Origin of the sequence: Mycobacteroides immunogenum (assembly GCF_001605725.1) — a bacterium.
GTDB lineage: Bacteria > Actinomycetota > Actinomycetes > Mycobacteriales > Mycobacteriaceae > Mycobacterium > Mycobacterium immunogenum.
Genome location: NZ_CP011530.1, coordinates 1,864,330 through 1,885,079, shown reverse-complemented (window position 1 = coordinate 1,885,079; position 20,750 = coordinate 1,864,330). Strand labels below are relative to the sequence as shown.

Annotated in this window: 28 protein-coding genes, 1 tRNA gene and 1 pseudogene; 7 read left to right on the top strand and 23 right to left on the bottom strand. The window is 60.9% G+C overall.

Annotated features, from left to right (window positions below; translation table 11 throughout):
- Window positions 1-55: 55 nt before the first annotated feature.
- From ABG82_RS09330 to ABG82_RS09285, 10 genes are all read right to left on the bottom strand, one after another.
- On the bottom strand, window positions 56-406 hold the full coding sequence (locus ABG82_RS09330; protein WP_052510901.1) for a hypothetical protein: 351 nt from the start codon (window positions 404-406) through the stop codon (window positions 56-58).
- A complete protein-coding gene (locus ABG82_RS09325; RefSeq protein ID WP_043075844.1) occupies window positions 403-1,935 on the bottom strand; it encodes a DNA cytosine methyltransferase in 1,533 nt (510 codons plus the stop codon). The genes ABG82_RS09330 and ABG82_RS09325 overlap by 4 nt, the downstream gene beginning before the upstream one ends.
- Window positions 1,932-2,909: an AAA family ATPase gene (locus ABG82_RS09320; RefSeq protein ID WP_052510902.1), complete on the bottom strand. Its 978-nt coding sequence runs from the start codon at window positions 2,907-2,909 to the stop codon at window positions 1,932-1,934. Before ABG82_RS09320 ends, ABG82_RS09325 begins: the two co-directional genes overlap by 4 nt.
- On the bottom strand, window positions 2,906-3,418 hold the full coding sequence (locus tag ABG82_RS28215) for a hypothetical protein (RefSeq protein ID WP_157847520.1): 513 nt from the start codon (window positions 3,416-3,418) through the stop codon (window positions 2,906-2,908). Before ABG82_RS28215 ends, ABG82_RS09320 begins: the two co-directional genes overlap by 4 nt.
- Window positions 3,415-4,503 (bottom strand): beta clamp domain-containing protein, encoded by a 1,089-nt coding sequence (locus ABG82_RS09310; RefSeq protein WP_043075846.1) that lies wholly within the window; start codon window positions 4,501-4,503, stop codon window positions 3,415-3,417. The genes ABG82_RS28215 and ABG82_RS09310 overlap by 4 nt, the downstream gene beginning before the upstream one ends.
- Window positions 4,500-4,727, bottom strand: a complete 228-nt coding sequence (locus ABG82_RS09305; RefSeq protein WP_043075847.1) for a hypothetical protein — start codon at window positions 4,725-4,727, stop codon at window positions 4,500-4,502. The genes ABG82_RS09310 and ABG82_RS09305 overlap by 4 nt, the downstream gene beginning before the upstream one ends.
- Before the next feature lie 166 nt (window positions 4,728-4,893).
- On the bottom strand, window positions 4,894-5,307 hold the full coding sequence (locus tag ABG82_RS09300) for a hypothetical protein (RefSeq protein ID WP_043076095.1): 414 nt from the start codon (window positions 5,305-5,307) through the stop codon (window positions 4,894-4,896).
- Window positions 5,304-5,564, bottom strand: coding sequence for a hypothetical protein (locus tag ABG82_RS09295; RefSeq protein ID WP_043075848.1), 261 nt, complete (start codon window positions 5,562-5,564; stop codon window positions 5,304-5,306). Before ABG82_RS09295 ends, ABG82_RS09300 begins: the two co-directional genes overlap by 4 nt.
- Window positions 5,561-5,821: a DUF732 domain-containing protein gene (locus ABG82_RS09290; protein ID WP_043075849.1), complete on the bottom strand. Its 261-nt coding sequence runs from the start codon at window positions 5,819-5,821 to the stop codon at window positions 5,561-5,563. The genes ABG82_RS09295 and ABG82_RS09290 overlap by 4 nt, the downstream gene beginning before the upstream one ends.
- Before the next feature lie 188 nt (window positions 5,822-6,009).
- Window positions 6,010-6,258: a helix-turn-helix domain-containing protein gene (locus tag ABG82_RS09285; RefSeq protein ID WP_054416701.1), complete on the bottom strand. Its 249-nt coding sequence runs from the start codon at window positions 6,256-6,258 to the stop codon at window positions 6,010-6,012.
- A gap of 104 nt (window positions 6,259-6,362) precedes the next feature.
- On the opposite strand from ABG82_RS09285, the gene ABG82_RS28575 reads away from it, so the two are divergent.
- Window positions 6,363-6,509, top strand: a complete 147-nt coding sequence (locus ABG82_RS28575; protein ID WP_165587498.1) for a hypothetical protein — start codon at window positions 6,363-6,365, stop codon at window positions 6,507-6,509.
- A gap of 64 nt (window positions 6,510-6,573) precedes the next feature.
- Here the strand turns inward: ABG82_RS28575 and ABG82_RS27610 are convergent, their stop codons facing one another.
- Window positions 6,574-6,765, bottom strand: a complete 192-nt coding sequence (locus tag ABG82_RS27610; RefSeq protein WP_054430100.1) for a helix-turn-helix transcriptional regulator — start codon at window positions 6,763-6,765, stop codon at window positions 6,574-6,576.
- Window positions 6,762-7,166, bottom strand: a complete 405-nt coding sequence (locus ABG82_RS09280) for a hypothetical protein (protein ID WP_043075851.1) — start codon at window positions 7,164-7,166, stop codon at window positions 6,762-6,764. Before ABG82_RS09280 ends, ABG82_RS27610 begins: the two co-directional genes overlap by 4 nt.
- 101 nt (window positions 7,167-7,267) lie before the next feature.
- Here ABG82_RS09280 and ABG82_RS09275 point away from each other — a divergent pair, with 101 nt between their 5' ends.
- A complete protein-coding gene (locus ABG82_RS09275; protein ID WP_131676217.1) occupies window positions 7,268-7,492 on the top strand; it encodes a hypothetical protein in 225 nt (74 codons plus the stop codon).
- Between the two features lie 38 nt (window positions 7,493-7,530).
- On the opposite strand, the gene ABG82_RS09270 is transcribed toward ABG82_RS09275, so the two are convergent.
- Together ABG82_RS09270 and ABG82_RS09265 are read right to left on the bottom strand one after the other, a co-directional pair.
- The gene (locus tag ABG82_RS09270; protein WP_052510903.1) at window positions 7,531-8,367 is read right to left on the bottom strand and encodes a Rha family transcriptional regulator; all 837 of its coding nucleotides are present in this window, start codon (window positions 8,365-8,367) and stop codon (window positions 7,531-7,533) included.
- Entirely contained in the window at window positions 8,364-8,630 is a 267-nt protein-coding gene (locus ABG82_RS09265) for a helix-turn-helix transcriptional regulator (RefSeq protein ID WP_043075853.1), read from the bottom strand. The genes ABG82_RS09270 and ABG82_RS09265 overlap by 4 nt, the downstream gene beginning before the upstream one ends.
- A 179-nt stretch (window positions 8,631-8,809) precedes the next feature.
- Here ABG82_RS09265 and ABG82_RS09260 point away from each other — a divergent pair, with 179 nt between their 5' ends.
- Entirely contained in the window at window positions 8,810-9,658 is an 849-nt protein-coding gene (locus tag ABG82_RS09260; protein WP_052510904.1) for a hypothetical protein, read from the top strand.
- Window positions 9,659-11,716: 2,058 nt separating this feature from the next.
- Here ABG82_RS09260 and ABG82_RS09255 read toward each other — a convergent pair.
- From ABG82_RS09255 to ABG82_RS09225, 7 genes are all read right to left on the bottom strand, one after another.
- The gene (locus tag ABG82_RS09255; protein WP_043075854.1) at window positions 11,717-12,193 is read right to left on the bottom strand and encodes a hypothetical protein; all 477 of its coding nucleotides are present in this window, start codon (window positions 12,191-12,193) and stop codon (window positions 11,717-11,719) included.
- Between the two features lie 10 nt (window positions 12,194-12,203).
- Entirely contained in the window at window positions 12,204-12,701 is a 498-nt protein-coding gene (locus tag ABG82_RS09250) for a hypothetical protein (protein WP_043075855.1), read from the bottom strand.
- Between the two features lie 128 nt (window positions 12,702-12,829).
- A complete protein-coding gene (locus ABG82_RS09245; protein WP_043075856.1) occupies window positions 12,830-14,449 on the bottom strand; it encodes an alpha/beta hydrolase in 1,620 nt (539 codons plus the stop codon).
- Window positions 14,449-14,757, bottom strand: a complete 309-nt coding sequence (locus ABG82_RS09240; protein ID WP_234707963.1) for a WXG100 family type VII secretion target — start codon at window positions 14,755-14,757, stop codon at window positions 14,449-14,451. Before ABG82_RS09240 ends, ABG82_RS09245 begins: the two co-directional genes overlap by 1 nt.
- Window positions 14,758-14,803: 46 nt before the next feature.
- Window positions 14,804-16,024: a hypothetical protein gene (locus ABG82_RS09235; protein ID WP_043075857.1), complete on the bottom strand. Its 1,221-nt coding sequence runs from the start codon at window positions 16,022-16,024 to the stop codon at window positions 14,804-14,806.
- A 16-nt stretch (window positions 16,025-16,040) separates the two neighbouring features.
- Window positions 16,041-16,649 carry a DUF3558 domain-containing protein gene (locus tag ABG82_RS09230; RefSeq protein ID WP_054416698.1) on the bottom strand — a complete coding sequence of 203 codons (609 nt, stop codon included), beginning with the start codon at window positions 16,647-16,649 and terminating at the stop codon, window positions 16,041-16,043.
- Complete coding sequence (locus ABG82_RS09225; RefSeq protein ID WP_043075859.1) at window positions 16,649-17,047, bottom strand: hypothetical protein; 399 nt, start codon at window positions 17,045-17,047, stop codon at window positions 16,649-16,651. Before ABG82_RS09225 ends, ABG82_RS09230 begins: the two co-directional genes overlap by 1 nt.
- Window positions 17,048-17,312: 265 nt before the next feature.
- Here ABG82_RS09225 and ABG82_RS09220 point away from each other — a divergent pair, with 265 nt between their 5' ends.
- The 4 genes from ABG82_RS09220 (at window position 17,313) to ABG82_RS09205 (ending at window position 20,242) form a co-directional block, all read left to right on the top strand.
- Complete coding sequence (locus ABG82_RS09220; protein WP_407661877.1) at window positions 17,313-17,492, top strand: excalibur calcium-binding domain-containing protein; 180 nt, start codon at window positions 17,313-17,315, stop codon at window positions 17,490-17,492.
- 2 nt (window positions 17,493-17,494) lie between these two features.
- Window positions 17,495-18,433, top strand: coding sequence for a pentapeptide repeat-containing protein (locus ABG82_RS09215; RefSeq protein WP_043075861.1), 939 nt, complete (start codon window positions 17,495-17,497; stop codon window positions 18,431-18,433).
- A 275-nt stretch (window positions 18,434-18,708) separates the two neighbouring features.
- A complete protein-coding gene (locus tag ABG82_RS09210) occupies window positions 18,709-19,761 on the top strand; it encodes a hypothetical protein (RefSeq protein WP_131676219.1) in 1,053 nt (350 codons plus the stop codon).
- Entirely contained in the window at window positions 19,739-20,242 is a 504-nt protein-coding gene (locus ABG82_RS09205) for a hypothetical protein (protein ID WP_131676221.1), read from the top strand. The genes ABG82_RS09210 and ABG82_RS09205 overlap by 23 nt, the downstream gene beginning before the upstream one ends.
- Window positions 20,243-20,252: 10 nt before the next feature.
- On the opposite strand, the pseudogene ABG82_RS29225 reads toward ABG82_RS09205, so the two are convergent.
- A pseudogene (locus ABG82_RS29225) lies at window positions 20,253-20,433 on the bottom strand (tyrosine-type recombinase/integrase); the annotation flags it as partial.
- A gap of 159 nt (window positions 20,434-20,592) precedes the next feature.
- Window positions 20,593-20,665, bottom strand: a tRNA-Asn gene (locus tag ABG82_RS09200).
- Between the last annotated feature and the right edge of the window lie 85 nt (window positions 20,666-20,750).

Below are 20,750 nucleotides of genomic sequence, written 5' to 3'. Positions count from 1 at the left end.
AAACTACTTCTCGACACCGCGCAGCTGCGACTGGAGCAGTTGGGGCGTGCGCACTTCATGCCGCCACAAGGCTTCCGTCATCACACAGCAGCACCGTCTGCTCGTGGCGGTAGAACACCGCGACGTCTGCGGGCTCCTCGTTCTGGTCGACGATGAATCCGAGCTTGCGCGCCTCGCCCCGCTCCCCCGTCTCCAGGAAGCTATGGCACCAGGTGCATGCCATGAGTCCGTTGGCGGCCCGGCGCGACGAGTGGCGCTTGGTGCCACCGTTGCCACGGGGCCGACGATGGTGACCGACCAACTGGCTGCCGCTGCCCTGGCATACCTTGGGCCACTGCACCTCACAGAGTCCGTCACAACGCTGACGCATGAGCCGCAACGCCTCAGCAGTGAACTCGGCGGTCACGTCAAACTCTCCACGCCCACGGTGATCAAGTCGCGCGAGCTAGGCGGAGTCACAGCGTTTCCTGCCATGCGAACCTGTTCACGCCGGTTGCCCTTGATCACGTAGTCGGCCGGAAAGTCCATGGCGCGTTTGATTTCCCGTGGCTCCAGCATTCGGAAACGGACGTCGTCGAGATCGAACGTGGGCCGATCAGCGTCTATGAGTGACTGATGTCCCGTCGTCGTGATGGTGCGTGCGGGCTCGGTGGCCGGTGTGGAGTGCTCGGCACCGCTGCCTCGGCTGCTGTTGTTCCGCATGACCAAGGCGTGGTGGTTACCCGATGCGGTCACAGTCGCCAGCGGATCGGTAACCGCCCGCGCATCACTGCCGCCGCCGCGGAGTTCAGCGATGAACGCCAGCCCGTCGGTCTCCCGTGTGGTTCGGGTGGAGAACGGCTCGCTCGTCGGCGCCGCACCGTCGCGCCAAGTACCGCCACATGGGACGAGTAGTCCGGTTTCGTTGCGGGTGGTCATGGTGCGCATAGGTGCCGATATCGGTAGTGCTTGCTTGCCGTCGCGCCCCTCTACCGGAATTGCCAGCGCCTTGGTGGTCTCATTTGCCGTCACGGTCGACAACGGCTCATCCAAACCGCGCACGCGGTATTCGTGTCGGCGCTCGACGATGAACGGGGCCCAGTAGCGTTCGATACCTGCGCGGATCCGCGCCATGGTCTTCTCAGCTAGCGGTTTGTCGCGGTCGCCGAGGCGCGTGCCGAGTAGTGACCAGTCAATGATCTCGGCTGCGGGACGCACGGCTGGATCAACAACCTGGTGGCGGCACTTCGTGTTCGGGCATCGATAGAGGTATTGCGAGCGGTATCGGCCTACAGTGTTGCCGGGTTTCTTGAATGCCTGCATGGCGTTCACAGGTCCGCAGTCTGGGCATACGGCGCGGGGGCGCACGAGCCGCTCAAGATCGGGCTTCCGGTTGCCCCGCCGCCAGAACACCACATACAGGCGGTCGCGAGATTGCGGCGCCCCGAAGCCGGCCAGCTGCGCGTGCATCGAATTGAGCATCACGAGCCGGTGCTCGTACCCCAGTGATTCCATGGCCGCAAGCCACGCGGGGAACGGCGCCCACGAGGCCGCCTCGACTACGTTCTCCACGAATACCAGTTCGTATCGGTGAAATTCAGAGAACCGGATGACGTCCCACATTGTGGCGCGTGAGCGTTCCGCGGCTTCGTCGGGCAGGGTGTCGCCGAAGAGGTCGGGTTGCGAGTCAACGCGTTTGCGCCCCTTGGCTTGTGAGTGGTTGGTGCACTCCGGCGAGAACCAACCCATGGTCGTCTTCGGAAAGTACATAGGATGGATCTGCGACAGATCCGCGCAATAGTGATCAGCGTCCGGGTGATTCGCATTGTGCGTCTCGACGGCTAGCGGCCAATGGTTCGCAGCCGCCCGGACCGTCACACCGGCGACGTCTACCGCACCGGTACTCGAACCCCCTGCGCCACAGAAAAAGTCAGTCAGCGAGATATGCAGGCTCATGCGGCAGGCCTCCCCATCGCCTCGAAATGGTCGATGGTGGCCTGCAGCTGCTCCAGGTCGGTCGTTGAATTCAAGTCCCCGCCGTACTCACTGTTGAACCAGGCACCCGCGGCGGACGCCTCGATCCGCCTGTCCTTGAGCAGCGCCCGGAGGGTCAACTTCATCTGCTGCGCCGGCGGAATGTCAGATGCCTGCAAGGGCGTGGTCTTGCGCGGCGACATGCCGGGCTTCATCACGTCGAAGATCAGCCACTCCAGCGAGAAGTCCTTCACCGACCTGGGCTGGTCCACGCCGGGGCGCACCCCGTACGTGGGCGAACGGACACCGACAATCACCGGCGGCCGCTCACGGGAGAGCTGTACCCAAGCGGTCGCTTCGTACGCCAGGTCTTTCTGGCCCTCCACGCGGTAGTCGCGCTTGCCGGTGGGCTTCCCGTCCTCAACCTCAGCGACTTCCTTGCCGCGGGCGGTCATGACCACGATGCCGGGGAATGCCACGAGCATTCGCATCAGCTGGTAGTGCCGCTCGCTGACGTCGTTCCAGAAGTTCATCGACGGTTTGATCTCGGCGTCGGGATCCTTGGCGAGCTTGGCGCGATTGGCCGGTGTGTTCCTGGCGCGCTGATCGGCCCAGTCCTTGAGGAACGTCCATTCGTTGGTCATGGAGTCGATGACAAGCACGACCGGGGGCTCACCGGCAATGTGGGCGGCCTTGGCGAGCTTGGCCACTTCCTCGACCTGGTGCACGATGTCGTGCCAGGTGCCGTCGTGCTCGATGATCAGGTAGTCGGCGCCCGGGATGACTGAGTACTCGTCGGCTGCGTCTTCCCCCAGGTCGAGCCAGTAAGCCTGCCCGATCCTATCCGAGGAAGTGAACTGCGCTGCGGCGTAGGTCTTCCCGGACTTCTCAGGTCCCTCAATCAGCACTAGCGGGAACGGAACCACACCCGTGGGCTTGCGAACAGTCAGAGTCACGATTGCGCCTCCCTGTCGAGATCGGTGACGTCGTTCTCGATGAACCAGATGAGGTCGGCCAGGGAGCGCCGCCCTAGTAGTTCGGCGAGATGCTGGTCTGCGTCCTTGAGTAGTCGGGTGGTGGTGTAGGCGTTCGGCAGCTCCAGCCCAACCCACGGGCAGATTTCACCCTCTGCGTCGACTAGGCAGCCGCCATTGGCCGCCATGTCCGCCGACATCTGAGAGAGGAACGACGTGCGCACCGCGGGGACAATCTCGGTCGGCCAACGCTTCTGCACCCACTGGGCCAGTCGGTCCGGGTCCTCCACCTTGATCTTGGCGCTCGGTTGCACGCGAGTGGTGGACGACACCTCTACCTTGGCTCCGTCGATAACGACGTGAGCCTTGACTTTCTCCTCGGCGAATTCGACCTCGGCACGCTGGTTGGCCTCTGCCTCTATCACCTTGAGTTGCTTACGTACCCAGGAGATCATTGCGAGTATCTGTGCTGCGTCTCTGCGACCGCTCATTGCTTGTCTCCCACCATTCCCATGACTGCTACTGCCATCTCTTCGGGCGGCAGCGATATGTCTGTGCGCTCGAACACCACCTCGGGAGTTCCGGGGTAGATGCCTACGCGCATTCCGTTGAATCCCAGCGTCATCCGATCGGTATCGATCGCCTTAATCGCCGCCGCGAGCCGCCTACCGTTGATGGCGACCTTCGTGGGGGCGCCCGAGAACTTGTGCGGCTCCAGCTCGTCGCGGGTGAGGGCATCGCCGCCAAGGTTCTGGACGGCAAGGGTCCCCTCGCTCGCGAACAACTCGATGCGCGCGTAGTCCCCGGAGCTGAAAGCGGAGGCCCGGCTGAGCATGGTCACGAGCTGACTCTTGGACACCTCGCACGCCGCCGTCAGCTCCTTTGGATACACCCGCTCCACTGAGGGGTACGGGTAGGCCAAGATGCTCATCGTGGACGCAGATCCGCTACCCGATATGGCGAATAGGTTTTCGTCCCAGGACAACTCGATCGACCCGTCGAATCCCTTCCAGGGGCCCACCGCATCGGCCAGAAGCCCTGCGGGAACATCCACCCTGGTGACCTCATCGGCGGCGAAGTCGAAGGGGATCTGCTTGACAATGACTGAGCACTTGTCGCAGGCCGTCAGCTCGAGGTACGCCTCGGTGGCGACCATGTGCACGGCCGTCCACTCATGCAATGCGGGGTCACCGGCCGCGAACGGGGCTGCTGCGGCGACGGCCGCACTGAACTCAGCTGCCACTACCGAACCGACCACGCGATCCTCGGCGACCTGCGGCAGCTGTGGGTAGTAGTGGGCCTCCATGAGCGGCAGCACAATTGAGGCCTTGCCACACGCGACCGAGAGGGTTCCGCCCTCGACTTCCAAGACCACCTCGGCATCAGCGGGCAGTAGCTTGCCGATGGTGGCCAACAGCCTGCCGGCGACCAGCACGGGCCCGTCCACTTCGCCAACGTCAGCAGTGACTTCCATGCGGATGGAGCGCTCGTAGTCGTAGCTGCTCAGTGTGAAGTCACCCGTAATCACGATGCCCTCGATGCTGAACTGGGAGACTTCTCCCGCGTAAACGGTCATGCCACTACCTCCTGATACATCACGCACGAGCACGAAACTGGTTGGGACCAAACCCCGGTGGCCATCCGATACTGAACAACCCCATGGCCTTCACACAGCAGGCACACTTCGCCATCGGCCTTCGCATAGATGGCCCGCGCAGAGGCCACGGTCTCGATATCTGCCAGCGCCGCGTTGTCACGAATCAGCTCGGCGAGCGAGTCGTCAAAGTTCTGCAGGCTCATCGGCCACCACACTCAAACCACAAGACCGCGGTCAAAAACGCACTGAACAGCAGTACCCATCCGATTGCTGCCCAGTTCTGGATTCGCAGCCGCGCAGCCTGTTTCGCACACGGAGCACACGGCTTGAACGTCTGGTGCACTGTGCACACCGGCACGGTCAACTCGATCATTTGCCGTCCCCCGCCTGCATATAGCCGGGATGCTGACCCGCCATGTGACGCTCTAGGTTGGCGAATGTTCTATTGCAGCAAGGGCACACGCCGTTCGCGATCCGCTTCTTAGTCTTGGTCAGCTGGCCCTTGGTTGCGGCATGCGCGCGGCGCTCTGACTCCAGGCGCCGCTGCTCGGTGCGGATGTCGGCCTCGCGGGCCTCGACCTGACGCTGCAGTCGCTCGGCGCGCTCGCGTTGCTTCTCAGCCTCGGTCTTGCCGTAGTAGTGCTGACCGTGGCCAGCCGGGCAGTGGTAGGTCTTGTGGTCTTCCTTGCGGCGGCGTTGGAAATCGGCCGGGACGGCGAAGGCCATGCTGCAGGCGCAGCAGCACTCGACAACCAGCTGCTCGGTGTACTCAAGGGTTGTCATGCCGCCCACCTCGGCGCGTCAATCCACCAATCGCCCGCCAGCGTGGGCTTGTAGCCCAGCTTGTCGGCGATCTCGCGATAGCAGCCCCCGAACCAGTTCGGGTCCCCGTTGAACTCCGGCACCTGGATACCGGTCGTCTCCGACACGTCGAAGGCGACCGCGATCAGGTGGCCGATCACTACGCCGATCTCCACGAGGTCGTCCTCAGCATCCAGCTCGTCCTGGATTTCGACACACCGCATCTCGGTCGCGCTCATGCCGACCTCCCAGGCACGACGCCCGCCGCAGCGACGTAGCGCTGGAGCAGATCACTGTGACGTGGGCAGAATGTATCGACCGACAACCGCAGGATGCGGCCCGCGTCATACGACGAGAATCCTTCTCCTGCAACGAGTGCACCCACACGGGTCACCCCTGACAGTGTCGGGGTCGCGTCGAGCTGTTTGCAGACCAGGCCGCCATAGCTGGCGACGTAGTCGACCGCGCCATCGGCACGCGCAGGTGGTGCGCACATGACGAGGGCGGAGATCGTGGCGACTATTAGACTGACGCGTCCGACTCTGGATATGGTTGCTCTAGGCTTCCTCATGCCATGCCTTTCCATGAGAGGTGCTGGTTGATTCGGTACCGACGTCCGTTGGACCCGCCAAGATCAAGCGGACGTCGGTACTGGGTGGATATATTCAGTTGTGGGACATACGATTACGCGCTTCTGCAACGCTCCTGGGCATATCTGTTTAGCTCAGACAAGCGGACGATCACCTTGCGGGATCCGTGCTGCTCGGTGGCGATCTCGTCGCGTGCACGCAGCTCGTCGAACTCGCGCTCTGATACCCCGAGGTACTTCGCAGCCTCGATCCGCGGGATGAAGGGGTCATAGACCTGAGCGCCCTGAAGCGCCGCTTCGATCATGTCTCTGATCGCGGATTTGTCCGCAGAGGTCAACGCCATAACCCCACCTCCGACACGCCGTGCGTACTCCTGGACCTCGACGTATGCCGACGTATGGTTGATACGTACGAACAAACTTTCGATATGGGGAGGGGGTGAATTCCATGGCATCTCGCGGAGCATCGAGCTCCGGGCGCGGCAGCAGTTCGAAGAGCACCAGCGCCCGGAGCGCGATCAGCGGCCGGTATGTGACGAAGGCTTACGCCAATAAGCATCCGAACACGACCGTGAAGGAGACCCGCAAGAAGTAGCGTGCGGCCCTTCGCTCGGAGCGGGGTTTCTACGGGGAAGTGGTAGCCCCGCTCCGGGTCCACATCATTGCGCATTGCGATCACCCCCGCTGCTGACCCAGTCCCGAACATCGGCCCAGTCGTATCGGACCCACCTGCCGACTTTCGACCACTGCGGACCGCGACCGGCCTGGCGCCACTGAGCCAGAGTCACGACGCTGACTTTCAGGTACTCGGCGACTTCTACTGGCGTGCCTAGCGGTTCAAGCGGATTCATGCTTCCGCCTCTTTGATGGTGCCCGACGGCCGCGCGGTGAGCACGGCTCGTCGGACCCACGCCTTACGCTGCAACCACCGAGACGCGGCAAGGATCGCGCCGGCTACATAACGGGTGCTCAGCCCGTGCAACGTAAGGAGATTGTTATGGCCGAAGAATTTGATTTTCTCAACGACCACATCCCGGATGGATTCGAAGCCACCCGCGCGTTCCGCGACGGGGTCGCCGGCGACATCGCGAAGCACGGAAACGAACGAATCACCGTTCTTCACTCCATAGCCAGTAGGGCCGCAGCCGCGATCCCGGCGCTTGAGCAGCGCATCATCGCCCTGGAGAAGCGAATCGAGCAGAGCGGCGGATAGCATCGCGCCGGTCAAGTGAGGTCCATCGAAGGCGGTCATACGGGCACCACCTCAGTGCAGACAAGCTCGAAACCTCCACGCGTCCCTAGCCCTCCCTCTACCGTTGAGCTGCTTGATAGTTCGATCGAAGGGGAATGCTCATGGGTCTGAGGGACGACGTTCTGCGCCTCATTGGCGACGAACCGCCAATTACCGGCTTGCTGGCGGAGAACATCACACAAATCTTGGCCGCGGGCGACGCTGCGGCTGGCACCTACGACGTCGACAAGGTGCTTACAGCCTTCGTTTTTGCGTTTCGGGAACTCGAGGAGAGCATTATCCAGGATCGGCAGCGTCAGGAATTGTGGGGAAAGTTGCACGAGTGAGGTCACTGCCTCGGGTGCTCGGCGGACATCGAGGGCGGTCACGCGCTACGCCCGCCGATCTCACGTGGCAGTTCTAGCGAGCCGTTGGCGTTGATGTAACGGGTGATCCGCTCCCAGGCGTACGCCTGGCCGGCAGGGGTAAGTAGACCCGTGACAACATTCCGACCATTGCGGGTGTCGCGGCGGTTTTCGCAGAGCCCGCGGCGGATTGCATCGGTCGTGGCATGCCCGTTGTCCGAGCGGTCGCCGGCGACGAACAGATGCAGCTTGCGAGCCAGGAATTCGCGGATCTGCTTGTGCAGGATCCGAATTCCCTGCTCCTCTGCCCACTCCACAACCTCGCGGCCGAAGTCGGTTCGGTTGACCGATCCTGCCCCGGAGGCGTGGGTCCTTGCACGCTCGACGAGCGGCCGGTCGACTTCGGCCTGAGCCTCCAGCGCGATGCGCTGCTCGTGTTCGGCGCGATACAGCTCCACAGCCGTGGTTGTCGCCTGCGCCAGCTGCGCGATGTGGTCGACGTTGGTGATGTCGACCGCCAAGGAAGTGCGTCGGCTCAGCGCGGCGCGCATGGCGTAGAACTCCCCCACCAACCGCTTCTTGAAGTCTCGCACTACCGAGCTGTTGCGGAGGGAGGTCATCAAAAGCGCAGCAGCAGGCTCGTCGAGCTCGGCGTACCGGACATCCCCGCCGCCGTGCTGCCCCTCAGGTCTTGGTCGGATTTCAAATCGGACCAAGCCGACCTCGTTGAGATCGTCGAGGTTCTCGCGAACGAGTCGGATCACCGAGGCGTGCTCGTTACCCGTCTCAGCGGCAATGACCGTCGACGTGGTGAACGGCTCACCGTCAGATCCCATGAACACAAGGTCGATAGTCACGAGGCCACCCGCTCCCGAGAAGATTTCAAAGGATCGGGCTGGAATACATCGAGGCCACTCAGCCCCAGCGCCTTAGCCCAAGCGGTCATAAGCGGCTTGGATGCGCGCTTGTATCCGAGCTCGACGTTGCGGATCGTGTCCGGGTGGGTGCCTTTGGGCCCACCGGCCTGCTCGATGCGCTCAATCAGTGTCGGCACCGAGAACCCAAACGCTTCACGCAAGGCCCGGATAGGAACTTGAGCTCCGATAGGTCTGTCGTTCATGTCGATGAGTTTAGCGACAGGAGTCGACAGATACAAGAATTTGGCGCTATTTCTATCGGTTAATGTCACGTAAGCTGCGGAATGACAGGGGTGTAAGTAGCGGTGTTTGAATACTCACAGCGCTAGACCTGTCTGCGTGGCGCTAGACCTGTCAATGTCTGTCGAGGCAGACTGTCGTTATGGATACCGAGGACTGGGACCGGCTCGCCGACTTCGTCGGCGCCCGGGTAGAGGAACTGCACCTCACCCAGGCGGAGGTGCAGGCACGCGGAGGACCATCACCCGCTAAGGTTCGCGAAATAATCAACCGCCGAGCGCGTGCGCTGAGCCCGAGCAAGCGCCGCGACCTTGAGCGCGCGCTCGCGTGGGATGTCGGCAGTATTGACATCACACTCGCCGGCGGCGTGCCGACCACGCTTGAAAGCCAGGGCGCGCGCAGTGCCGAAGACTCGACGCCACCCACCGCACTACCGGACCTCGTCGCGTTAGGCCGCGCTGCCGCGGGATTTTCCGATGCCGAACGTCAACTGGCGAGCGTCGTCATTCAGTCGACGCTCCGCCAGCAGTACGACGAGAATGAACGCAAGATCCAGGAGCTGACCCTTGGCCAATCGGTGAAGCTCAACTCGGCCCAGGCTCTCAAAGCGCTAGTTGCACTACAGCGATACGTCGAGGAGACCTCAAATCTCAACGCAGATGAGCTAAACCAGCTCATCAAAGAGGTACGAGTACCCCTGCGCGATCTAGCCGAAGACGTCCTAGCTCGAAGCGCGGGGAGTGAGGAAGAGGTTGAACGGCTCCTCGACCTAAGTCGGTCACTGTTGACCACGTCCAAACACCTCCGGGAAGTATTCGGCGTGGGCGACGACCAACCAGCCGCCGTAGAGCACGACGCGAATTTGGTTCGCCTCAAACACGGGAACGGTGATGAGCTCCCCCCGGCTGTCGACGATGAACTGACAGCAGCATCGGAGGGCGAGAAGGCATCCGACCTAAGTCAGGCCACTAACGATGACTTCACTCGCTAGACCAACAAGTCGCTCCTTGTAGGCAGCAGGCCAGCTCTCCAATGGAGCGATCTCTAGCATCACACGAAGGCACAGATTCAACTCTTCATCGGACATCGGTGCGTACCACCCCGGCCCGCCACATACGACTCGAAAAGTAAACAGTTCCCTGTTCACCATCTGTAGCGGATGTGTGATTTGGTGTACCTTTAGGCATGACTGATCCCTTCCTCTATGCCCATAGATGAGTGCTTGGTCATCGGATGGCTTGGCGTTGCAGCGCCAAGCCATCCATCATGTCGGGGGTGCGACATGACTTACATCTCTGACATTCCATACCGTTATCGACGGCTTCGCAACCACCCCTGCATCGCCTCCGAAACACCTTGATTGTCTCAGGCGGCGACCGGCGTCCGCCGTGTGTTTTTCAGCCAATTTGCGTAACTCCTCGATGTCATCGATCCGTTTCCTGAAAGCCTAAGGGCGGTTTGTGTCACTGGGGTCGGTGAAGAACGACACGCCGACTTTCCGACGGTTCGTCCCCTACTGGCCATAGTTGGGACCGTAACGGGGCGGCCCGCATTTTGACCTACACCAACGGCGATTTTCTTCACGCCAATCACCGTAAACCCAGCTTGTGTCACCTTCCACATGCCTCGATCGAGCGAAACGTCGAAGCGGATCCCGGTAGGCGTACCGGTCCGAGTAAGTCATGCGCTAAGTCTCCCTGCTAGACCGGACAATCGTGGTTTGGCGCCCGTTGGCCACCTCGCTTGGCGTTCAGCCGCGATGAACTACAACACCACACCGGCCGCCCCCTCGCAAGCATCTAACTTTAGGCCTTCTAGCAGCGCATTTGCTGCTGCAGCTACCTCCGCGCCCTGCAACGCGCCCTGCATCGCGCCCTTCGTTGCGCGCTTCCGAGCGCCCTTGACGTGCGCTTGATTGCGCCCTTTATCCACCCTTCGTGGGGCCCTTCGTAGCGCGCTGTAGTGCGCTCTTCGGTCAGCAGTGCCATTGGAGATAGCGCTAGCTGGGGCATGACACGCCAATTCCGTATGCGCTGAGGCCGGGCCCTGTCTCGCTGCAGGGATTGGAGGCGACGTCATCGCCATCGCTTCGCGCAGGTCAGGGTGTTTCCGGCGTCCGATTTTTGTCAACGCCACTCCACCAAATGTGGACAAATCTGGATTTCCGGACTTAACATTGGACACGACAAAGCCTCCTCTGTTCCCACGGTCGAGAGTTTGGTCAATGGATGGCCTTGGTGTCGCAAGCACCGGGGCCATCCGCTTGTTCAGCGGTTCATATCTCAGTGTGACTTCGGTTTTGGGTCATGTCTACTCATTCTGAGCCCACTTAGCGTAAGCGGCAGAGGCTCCCCTACCCCCGTAAATTGACCTCCCGAATTTGCGGTACGACCATCAGCTTCTCACTCGATTTGATGGCCTGCCAGTACATGTGCACTCCCCGTGCCCATATCCCTCCACGACCGCAGAAAAGATCGAACGCGCCTCGGCTGGCCGTCAGCAATGATCACTTTCATAAGTTCGACCCTAGACAGCCGGTGCGACCGCCGACCACCACCCACGGCGGCAGATCCATGCCGAGGACTCGGTCTGTGAGATGTCGGCACAGTCGATCGTTTCCTTTCATGATTCGAACCGTAGATCTGGCTCAAGTCCGCCGCCAACCACCAACGGCAAAAAAATTCGGCGATTTTCATCAAGGCTGATCTCAGCACATCTACAACACGCACGCAAGGCGCGAATTAGCGAAACTCGTTCAATGTCAAGTGATTTGGTAACAAAGTTGCTAGCGCGGGCGCTACCACCGTTGGTAACAGACTTGGTAACACCGGCGGTAACACACGCTGAGAGCGTCAGGGATCAGGCACGACAAAACCCCCAGTTGCGGCAGGAGCAGGCGACACGGGGGCGGTTAAGCAATGGGATCGAGAATGCGATGCCGTTCATCGTTGGGCGCTCCTACAGTCGGGGGCTGCTGACATCCAGTACGACGTCGGCCCAGACTTGTTCGGTTCCAACAGTTTTGAACTATGTGGAGAGTTTTTGGCTGTTACACCGACAGCGGCGGATAGCACCAAGAGTAAAGAGCTGCAGCCTGTTTGGCCGCATAGGTCATGACCGGCCTGGAACCGCGAGAAAGAACTGTGTGCGCCTCTTCGAGTAGATCTCGCACAGGACGCAGCAGCTGGTAGTCGATAGCTTTCGCTCGGTTTGGCAATGGCGGGTGTTCAGGGCGCGTGATCGAGGCCTCGAAGGCTGCTGCCGTGTTCGGTGCCGCCACTTCGCCCGCGAAGTACGCATCTACCATCTCGTCATCGGCGCGCATCTTCACCGCATAGCGCCGATATCCCTCGGACTGCCACCGGATCAGGTCGACTAGCAGCTGCAAAGACGCCGCATCTTGCGGTGAAATCCCATAGCCCACAGCATCATCGAGAAAGACGTCGAGCTGCCAGGCGGACATGTCGTACAGGCCGGCCGCCAGCTCAAGTCGTGGTGGATCTAGTTGAGGCTGCGGCCTGTTCATGTACGCCGACCTAGTTCGTTGGGGCAGACTGGGTGATCACGCCCGGATTATGGCGCGCAAGATCGTCGTCCCTTAGATCTCCTGGGAAGCACGGTGATATGACCGTCAACGTGGGCGGGTAGGTCGCGGGGTGGGCGATTTCGATTTGAAGCCGGTACCCGTCGTCGGCGTATGCGAACCAGTTGGGCTTGTCGAACTCGTTGCGCTCAATCACCTTCAAACCCCAACTGCGCCAAACATCGCCGATATTCGCAACAATCTCCGTGGGGCTGACGTTTGTCGGTGTAGCCACATGGGTCGTCACGTCGTATTGGGTGGGACCCGGGCCGGGGCCTGCGAAATCGTCGTCGCATGACAGATTGCTGCCACCCTGCGCGTCACTGCTGTCCAGTGCCGTGCCCTTGGGCAGTGCGTCGACGGTGCGCTGCAGGTACTTGAGCACAGTGTCTAGGGCTTCTTGTTGGCTGCCAGGAATTTTCGGGCTTTTGGCTGTGGGTGTGGGTTCCATGGGTCCTCCGGGGATAGCAGTTGCACCGGATGGTGTGGACGGTCCGAGCGAGTCAGCGGGATGGCTTGGAGTGCATGCGACCACAACGAAAGCGAGGGCGACAACGGCTGCACGTGACATAGGTTTGATCATGGTACGAAACTCGGCGGCGTGACATCGGTGCGTCCGGCGATGATCTTCCCCATGTTGGCCAGTGCGGGGTTGCCCTTATCCCAGTAGCTGCTGTGCGCTTCGACGGTCGGGATACCAAGTGGCCAGGCCGGCCCCGGTGCGGCTTCGAACGGAATGCCTCCGAACTGGGAAGCCATGGGATCTGGACCGAGCGTCGCATAGGTGACAACACCGATGATGTCGTTCTGCGCGCGAGTGGAGAAGACGTTGGCGCCGGGCGCCAAGTTGAGATCTTTCGCGTGGTCAGCGAGTACCCCGGGGCTTCCGACCGTGATCACGTTGTTGGCATCGAGGTGGTGGCCGTCGGTGGCCGCACCGCCCAAAAGGGTGGAGCCATAACTGTGGCCGATGACGGTCTGGATCGCTTGTCCTCCAGTCGCCGCGTCATTATGCGATGCACGCAGCCCGGCTTGGAAATCATCAAGGGCTTGCGCGCCGTTGTGGGCGTAGCTCGTGGAGGCGGCTTCCGGGATACTCATGGGCCGGTCGTAGCCCATCCAGGTCGTCACGGACACATCGGTGGGATGCAAGCTGCGGTCGGCCTCACGGGATGCCCAGTACATCCGCTCAGACTTCTCGGTGCTGTATTCGAGGCGCGCGAGGTCTTGTCCCGTTCCGGGCACGTAGGTGGCGACGCGTTTGGCGTTGTCGGGGTTGTTGATTGATGTTGCCGCGTGGCCCTTGTCGTCGAGATAGCCCAGGTAGCGGCGCATGCCGTCCTTCGAATCCAACGATTTTCCGACTTGCTGATAGCCGGACAATGTGTGATTAGCGTTGTCCCACTGCTCTTTCCAGTGCCGATACTCCCAATTGCCACCCTTGTTCGTCGGCAGCTTTCCGTCGGCCCAATCCGGGTGTTGCGCCCGCAATGTATCGACATCGGCCTGCGCCGCGTGGGTCAGCTCGCCGAGGTGGCGCTCGTTGAATCTTGTGCGATCCTCGAACGGCATACCGGGATGGTTCCCGATGAAGTGATCGCGGTTGTAGAGGTCCTGCTTTTCATCCTCGGTAAGCCCTTCCCACCAGCGGGTGAACTGCTCGGGTTTGGCGAATTCCTTAGCCTTATCGAGAATCCAGGGCACCCTGCCCGCGTCGGAATCGCCTTCGGGGCCATCGAGCAGGCCAACGGCGCGAGTCAGCTGCGCATCAGAGGACTCCCCCGCCGCCAACACCTGTTTAGCGGTCGAAACGATGTACTCCATATCGGAGGGATCGTGATGCTCTTTGAGCGCGGTGACAGTGCCGCTGGTCTTGTCGAGCCGGAATCCATGGTCAGCGGCGTAGGCATCAATGGTTCTCAGCAGCTGTTGAGCGGCATCGAATCCATCTGCGGCACCGTACATTCCCTTGGTGGCTGCCCGGTAGTCGTCAGTATGGATGGTCATGAACTTGCCGAGACTGTCCAAATTGCCGAACGCGGCAGTGGCCGAAACACCGGTCCACCGGCCTTGGATCGGCAGCTTTCCTATACCGGCCTTGGTCTCATCCATCGAAGCGGCCTGCTTCTCCAGCGCCTTGGCCGCATCACGGATCGTCTCAACTTCCAGCCGCTCAATGTCGGCAAGGGTGATCGCCATCAATGCCCCTGCCGAGTAACGAGAATGTGTTCCGCGCTCATCTCGTCAGTGCGCTCGAATTCGTGACCGATCTGGCGCAACGCCTTGCTGTTGTGCTCCAGCTCATGCTCGACATTGTCCGAGATCTTTTGCAGAAAGCCGAGCTTGCCCTGAAGCGCCGAGGCCGATGTTCCAATCCATTTGGACGCCGCAGACTTCAGAGTGGCGTTGGCCGCTGTGTGTACTTCCTTGTGCTCGCGCTCAAACGTCGCCAACTGATCCGAAGACATCAACAGATCCACTGGGTCGACATGCAACCGATCCCCCACGCTCTACCCCTTCTCCACCGCTAAACCATCTTCCTGGCTGGTGTTCTCACTCGAACTTGACGTCCCAGCCCATGGATTTGTAGCGGCGAATCTCAGCCTCGCGGGCTTTCTTCTCGGCTTCCTCGTTCTCGGTCCAGTCACCGATCACACCGGGAGATGCCTTGATCGACTGACCGAACAGTTCATTGCCGTTGTCGACGTTGATCAGATAACTCGGCGTCGCGTGATCGTCATCTTCCTCACCCTTACCGCCACGACCATGCGCTCCAGCTCCGCCCATCATGCCCATCGGACCGCCACGCACACCCGCCGCACCCACGGCCGCCGGATTCACGCCACCGGCTCCACTACCGCTTACCGCACCGCCAGGCAGCCCTCCACCACGCAGCCCGCCGAGCCCACCCGGACCGCTCAACGCAGTGCCCGAGCCACCCCCACCAGTACCGGTCGACGACGGCGAGAACCCTGCAGCAGTGGTACTGCCCAACGGCAACCCCGAACCACCAGAGCCAGAACCCAATCCAGAACCCAGACCACTACCCGAACCACTACCGCCCGATCCGGACCCCTGGCCGCCGCCTTGCCCACCGCCCGAGCCCTGACCTTGCCCCTGTCCGGCGCCGGCCTGCTGGCCGTCACCGCCCGCCAATTGAGGCTTGGTGTCCTTGTTGGCTAAAGCATCAGCTCCAGAGGGCGACTTGGGCGTCTGGCTTCCACCACCGCCACCCCCGCCGGCGTTGCCTCCAGTGTCGCCGCCGGTTCCGGGATTGCCGGGAAACGATCCTTGATCTTTCGACTTGCCGACATCAGAGACCTTGGGCCGCTGCACATCCAACGGTGAGGTGTACAGCCGCTGCGCATCGGCACGCAGTTCCTCGGTCGCCTTGTTCCACTCTTCCAATGTGGCCTTCGAATTGGGACGCGAATGACTCTGGGGCACATTGTGTGCCTGCGTAAGCACATCGGCATCCTGATCGAGTGTCTGACTGATCTTGTCGGCAAGCGCCGGCAACCCGGAATCCGGATCCGCAACAGTCTTGTAGAACGAATCCAGGTTGGAGTGTGCAGCCGATGGCCCTTCACCAGACCAGAACCGATCATCGTTGAGCCGGTTGCGCGCCTCCTGTACCGCGGCACACGCTTGACTCACCTCCTGCCCCATCGCTTTGTAGCGACCACTGAGATCGTGCGCTACCGACGATTGAACACCGTTGAGCTTCTGCGTGATCTCATCGAAATTCCGCGACGGCCAACCGTCATCAGCCATAACTATGCCTCCCTCATCACTTCGGTAGCTTCCCCGCCACAACCGTGGCCACCGCCAATGCCTTCGCACACGTATCCGGCACCGCCTTCGGCCCCAGCTTGGGATCCAGAATGCTCACCAATGTCCCCACCGACGCATTCTGCGACGGCAATTCGACCCAACAGTCAGGCAGTGCGGTACCGGTTTTTTGATACGTCACACCTTCCAGCCCACCGACCTGGATGGATTTGCTGCCCGGAAAATTCTCCTGGTTCAGGTAATCCGAGACAGGGCGATTGATGACGCCCATGTAGATGTACCAGCCGTCACCGCTCCAGTTGCAGCCCCGAAGTACTCGGTCAGGAGCGCCGCGTTCCTCCACGGACTCGGGTTTAACTCCCCAGCTGCGCAACTCGTCGGCGGTGAATGCCAAGCACGGGTCGAACGTGGTGCCATCATTGTTTTGGTTCGGAGGCGGATGCGGAGCAGTCAACGAGTTACTGACCGTCGTACTCGCCGTAGACGAGCCACCGACCGAAGGCGCGGTCGTGGCGATACCGCCGGTCGTCGTGCCACATGCTGATGCGAGCACAACCGTAATCACGGCAACGGCTGCCGCAGATAAGGAACGGGACACAGCCGGCATCAGTACCCGACCGTCGTCGTGCCGTCCTTGTACGGATTGATGCGCCGACCGTTGCGTTCCTCGGTGTTCAGATACAGCATCTCCATTGCCAGGAAATGATCTGCCAACTGTTGACACGTCGCCCGCATCGAGGTCAACAGTCCCCGCGTGACCTGGTGCGATTGTTGGTATTGCTTGCTCACATCCTGACCGGTCGGCAGGTCGCCCCACCCCTCCATGCTGGGGGGCTCACCCCACTGCCGTAGCGCCGCGTCGAAGTGGTCGCGTGCTCGCAGCATGTCCGCCGCCTGGATATGTCCCGCGTTTTCCGACATGTGCACAATCTTGCTGGCCGCGTCAGCTGCATCGGAGCGAGCATTCGGATCCATGCCGTTGATGTCGAACTTGTAGTCGCCCACTGCCCACCTCGCGTTTCATCGTCACAACTGGCATTCATCTAGATACGACGACACTAGGCCCAATTCGGTTCCAATAATTTTCAAGGAAATCTGAGCTCGGTGAGCAGCATCATCAACAACGGCTCCGCCAGCCAGAATGGTGCTGTGAAACGGCTGTGAAGGATCTCGATCGCGAGTACATTCCCCTCACCACAAGCAAGATCACGGGGAGGTTGGGGGTATGGAGCTCACGGTCGGTGCAGTTGTCAGCACGTTCATCGGAGGAATGATGGTCGCCGCGGCAGCGGCTTGGCCGGCCGGCGCAGCAGCACCAACACAGGTCGATCCGCCGTACGGCAGCTGCAAGGAAGCCCATGCGGACGGTGCCTACAACATCAAAAAAGGCGACCCCGGGTACCGGCCAAAGCTCGACCGGGATAACGACGGGGTCGCCTGCGAGGGCTGATCATGCAGACCAGCATGCCCGGCTTGCGTGCGTGGTTCAGAACCTCCGTGATCGCCGCACTTGTTGCATTCGCCGCCGTATGCGTGTTGGCGGCTACCTCACTGAAGTGGGATTGGATTGCGGATCGGATCGGCGGACTACTGACACCGTTAGGGGCAATCGTGGTGGCCGCGCTCGCATCGGCCGGCGCGGCGCGAACTCTTCTGGCGCAGAGCGACATCGCCGAACGAAATAGGCGCGAAGACACCGAGGCTGCTCTTTGGACGCGCTACGACGCAGCAGCGAAGCAGCTGGGCTCGAGTGAGGGCTTCGCGGTTCGCGCTGCCGGCGTATATGCATTGGCTGGGCTCGCGAACGACTGGATACGTCATCACCAGCGCATGCAAGAGCTCGGCGATTACACACGGGCTGAAAACAATGAGTGCGACACCATCATCAGCATTCTCTGTGCACAATTGCGGAGAGCCAACCACCAAGACGGCAGCCTCAGTTGGGCACAACGTGAAGAAGAAGAGCTCGTGAATGAAGCGATCATCAGCCGACTACAGATTGAGTTCCAGCGCGGTGGAATTAACGGCCCAAGAGGTTCGTGGGTAGGCCGATCGCGCCTCGACCTACGCAGAGCAGACCTGTCGGGTGCGCTGCTCGCTGGCGTCGATTTCACGGGGGCAGTCCTGAAGGAAGCGAACCTCAATGACGCCGACTTCACCGATGCGATTCTCGACTTTCCGGCTGATCTCTCCCGAGCTGATGTCGCCAGGACTCACTTCACTCGTACATCCATGAACGGAACCATCGTTGATGGCGTCCTCGGAGACGCAAACACCCGTTGGCCAGCTGAATTCGACATGGTGTGTGGCGCCGACAGGATTGCGCGCATGGTCCCGCACCGACGAGTGATCGTGGCTGATTCCTCGGAGTCTCCGAACGCTAGTAACTGAAGCCAGGTCCCCGGCCCGACTGCGGGCTAGCGCTCAATGCAGCCTGCGCGCAGCGCAAGCCGAGCCGGCCGTACATGTCCATGGTCGACCAATGCCCCATCTACGAATCAGCTGTGAGGTAGGCGGGGCATCGCATATTCTCGTCAAGATCGCCCGGGGGGAATGGCGCCGCGTTGAGTAGCCGACCCACGTCGCGATGCACAATTATCCGAGCGAGGGGTTCAAGAGGGCTGATGGCGTCACGCGATACAGTAATCGTGCCGTACTCCATGAGAGTGGAGCAGAGTTCCGAGGTTCGCCACAAACCTAAGCTCGAGGGCCCACTACCGCTTTCAAACTTCGACGGGGCGGGCGCGGACCTCTTGAAGACCTTCGACGCCTTCGTCAGAGGCCTATTGGCTCACAACGAAATGGTCAAACGTGACGACGATCATTTTGGACAGCCCGACGAGATCGTTAGGGCGGGCAGAACGATGTCATTTCAACTGAATGGCGGCGAGTCTGGCCGAGAACGGACGGTACGCCTCGATGCCAATTCCGCCGAGCAGAAGTTAAAGAGAGAAGGGCTACTCTCCACACAGTTTCAGGTGTGGGTGGTCGTACCTACAAATTCAACAGTTGGTTGGATCCTTGTGGAGAAAGATGGCTACGACACTCTGCCTAGTGCATGGCGACGAGAGTTAATACGCGCCTTCAAAAGTCGTCACCGCGGCTACAAACTGACCTTGGCTCAGATCCGAAATGACGCAATCTGGCGACTCTTAGAAAAGGGGCTCGATGACCCCCAAGTCATCGACGTGAAGGTGCAACGCAGAGCAGAGCCATCGAACCGCGAACAGGAGACTCGCGGTTTTCCCCTCGAAGTCGAAAAATCGACTGAGACGGTCTACCGCGCCAAGAAGGGTTGGATGACTGGTCGACAGCTCAAACGGATCCGCCGATTCTTCACGATCACGAAGCGGTCGGACGGGTCCCTCGTCGAAATCGATCTGGCTGATGACACTCGCGACGAGTTCGCTGAAGGCCTTGAAATCCGCCTTGCTAACGATGTCCTCGAGATCACCGTCCACGCAGAAATCGACGGACGACGAAAGACAGTTCGCTTCAGCGGCGCCCGCGAGCCTGCGGAGTCTTACGTGGTCGAGGGACTTAACGGAACGCGGATCACACCAAGGACGTTCAGAAGCGAATGTCGGGGGCATACGGTAGACCTAGCCAAGGTCAGCGGTGCTCCTCTGGCCAACAAGTGGGATACTGGAGAGTGGACGGCTGAAGATCAGGTCAGTCCGTTGGAGGTGCCAGTTGGTGACCCTAAGAACGACGGCTGAATGCGTCGTTGGGATGCTGCACCGGTCATTGCCGGTGTCGGTCCCGTTGGCAGTTGGCTTCACAGCTTGGCACTTCAGCGTTGCCCTTCAGCCTCAGATTCTTCTGCCCGCAGCTGCGCTTACCACCGCTGCGTTGATGGGCCTCTCGGCGATCACTTTCACCCGACTGAAGGACGCCGCCGCTGTCAGCAAGCCTGAAGTCGGAGTCGACCCGGCCACGACCGCCTACCAACTGTTCAGGCGGGTGAATCGCGCCGCGGTCGAGGCGCTATTGCTTGGCGGTCTTTGCGTGCTGGGTATGTGCATCGGCGAGCGGTGGCAGTGGATTACTAGTGCCGCACTTCTTGCTGGACTCACATACGTGGGCATCCGGCTCCTCGGTGTCCTGCTAAGTCTTCGACAGCAAGCGGAGCACGTCATCGGTGATCGATATGTTCCCATTGGCGAGCAAAGCAAACCGGACATCAGAATCGCGCAGTAGCTTCCTGACGCTACTTCAATGCTGCGGCAATCGCGTTCGCCGCGGCCTGTGCGCTCCGTCGATCCAAGGTGACCGTACACATCCACAGTCATCTGGACCGACTCGTGGCCAAGGTGCTGCTGAATCACTGGCAGCGGAACGCCTGCCTGAATCAGCCATGACGCGCAGGTGTGGCGCATGTAGTGGATCCGCACCATTGACCGCCACCGGGCAACGCACTAGATACGGACAATGTCCGCTCAGTTGCGTGTGCTGGCGTGGAGTCGCATGGAAACCCCTAGCCGCGATGGAACATCGCCGTTGGCTACACCCTTGGCTACACCGCTGAACTGCAAATACAGTCTGACCTGCTCCCCCGCTTGGACTCGAACCAAGAACCGTCCGATTAACAGTCGGAAGCTCTGCCAATTGAGCTACAGGGGATTACCCGGTTCGCGCCGATTTGTGCCGCGAACCGAGGCATGACTCTAGCCTACGAGCCGGGGTGAAAGCCAAACCGCACTGCCCG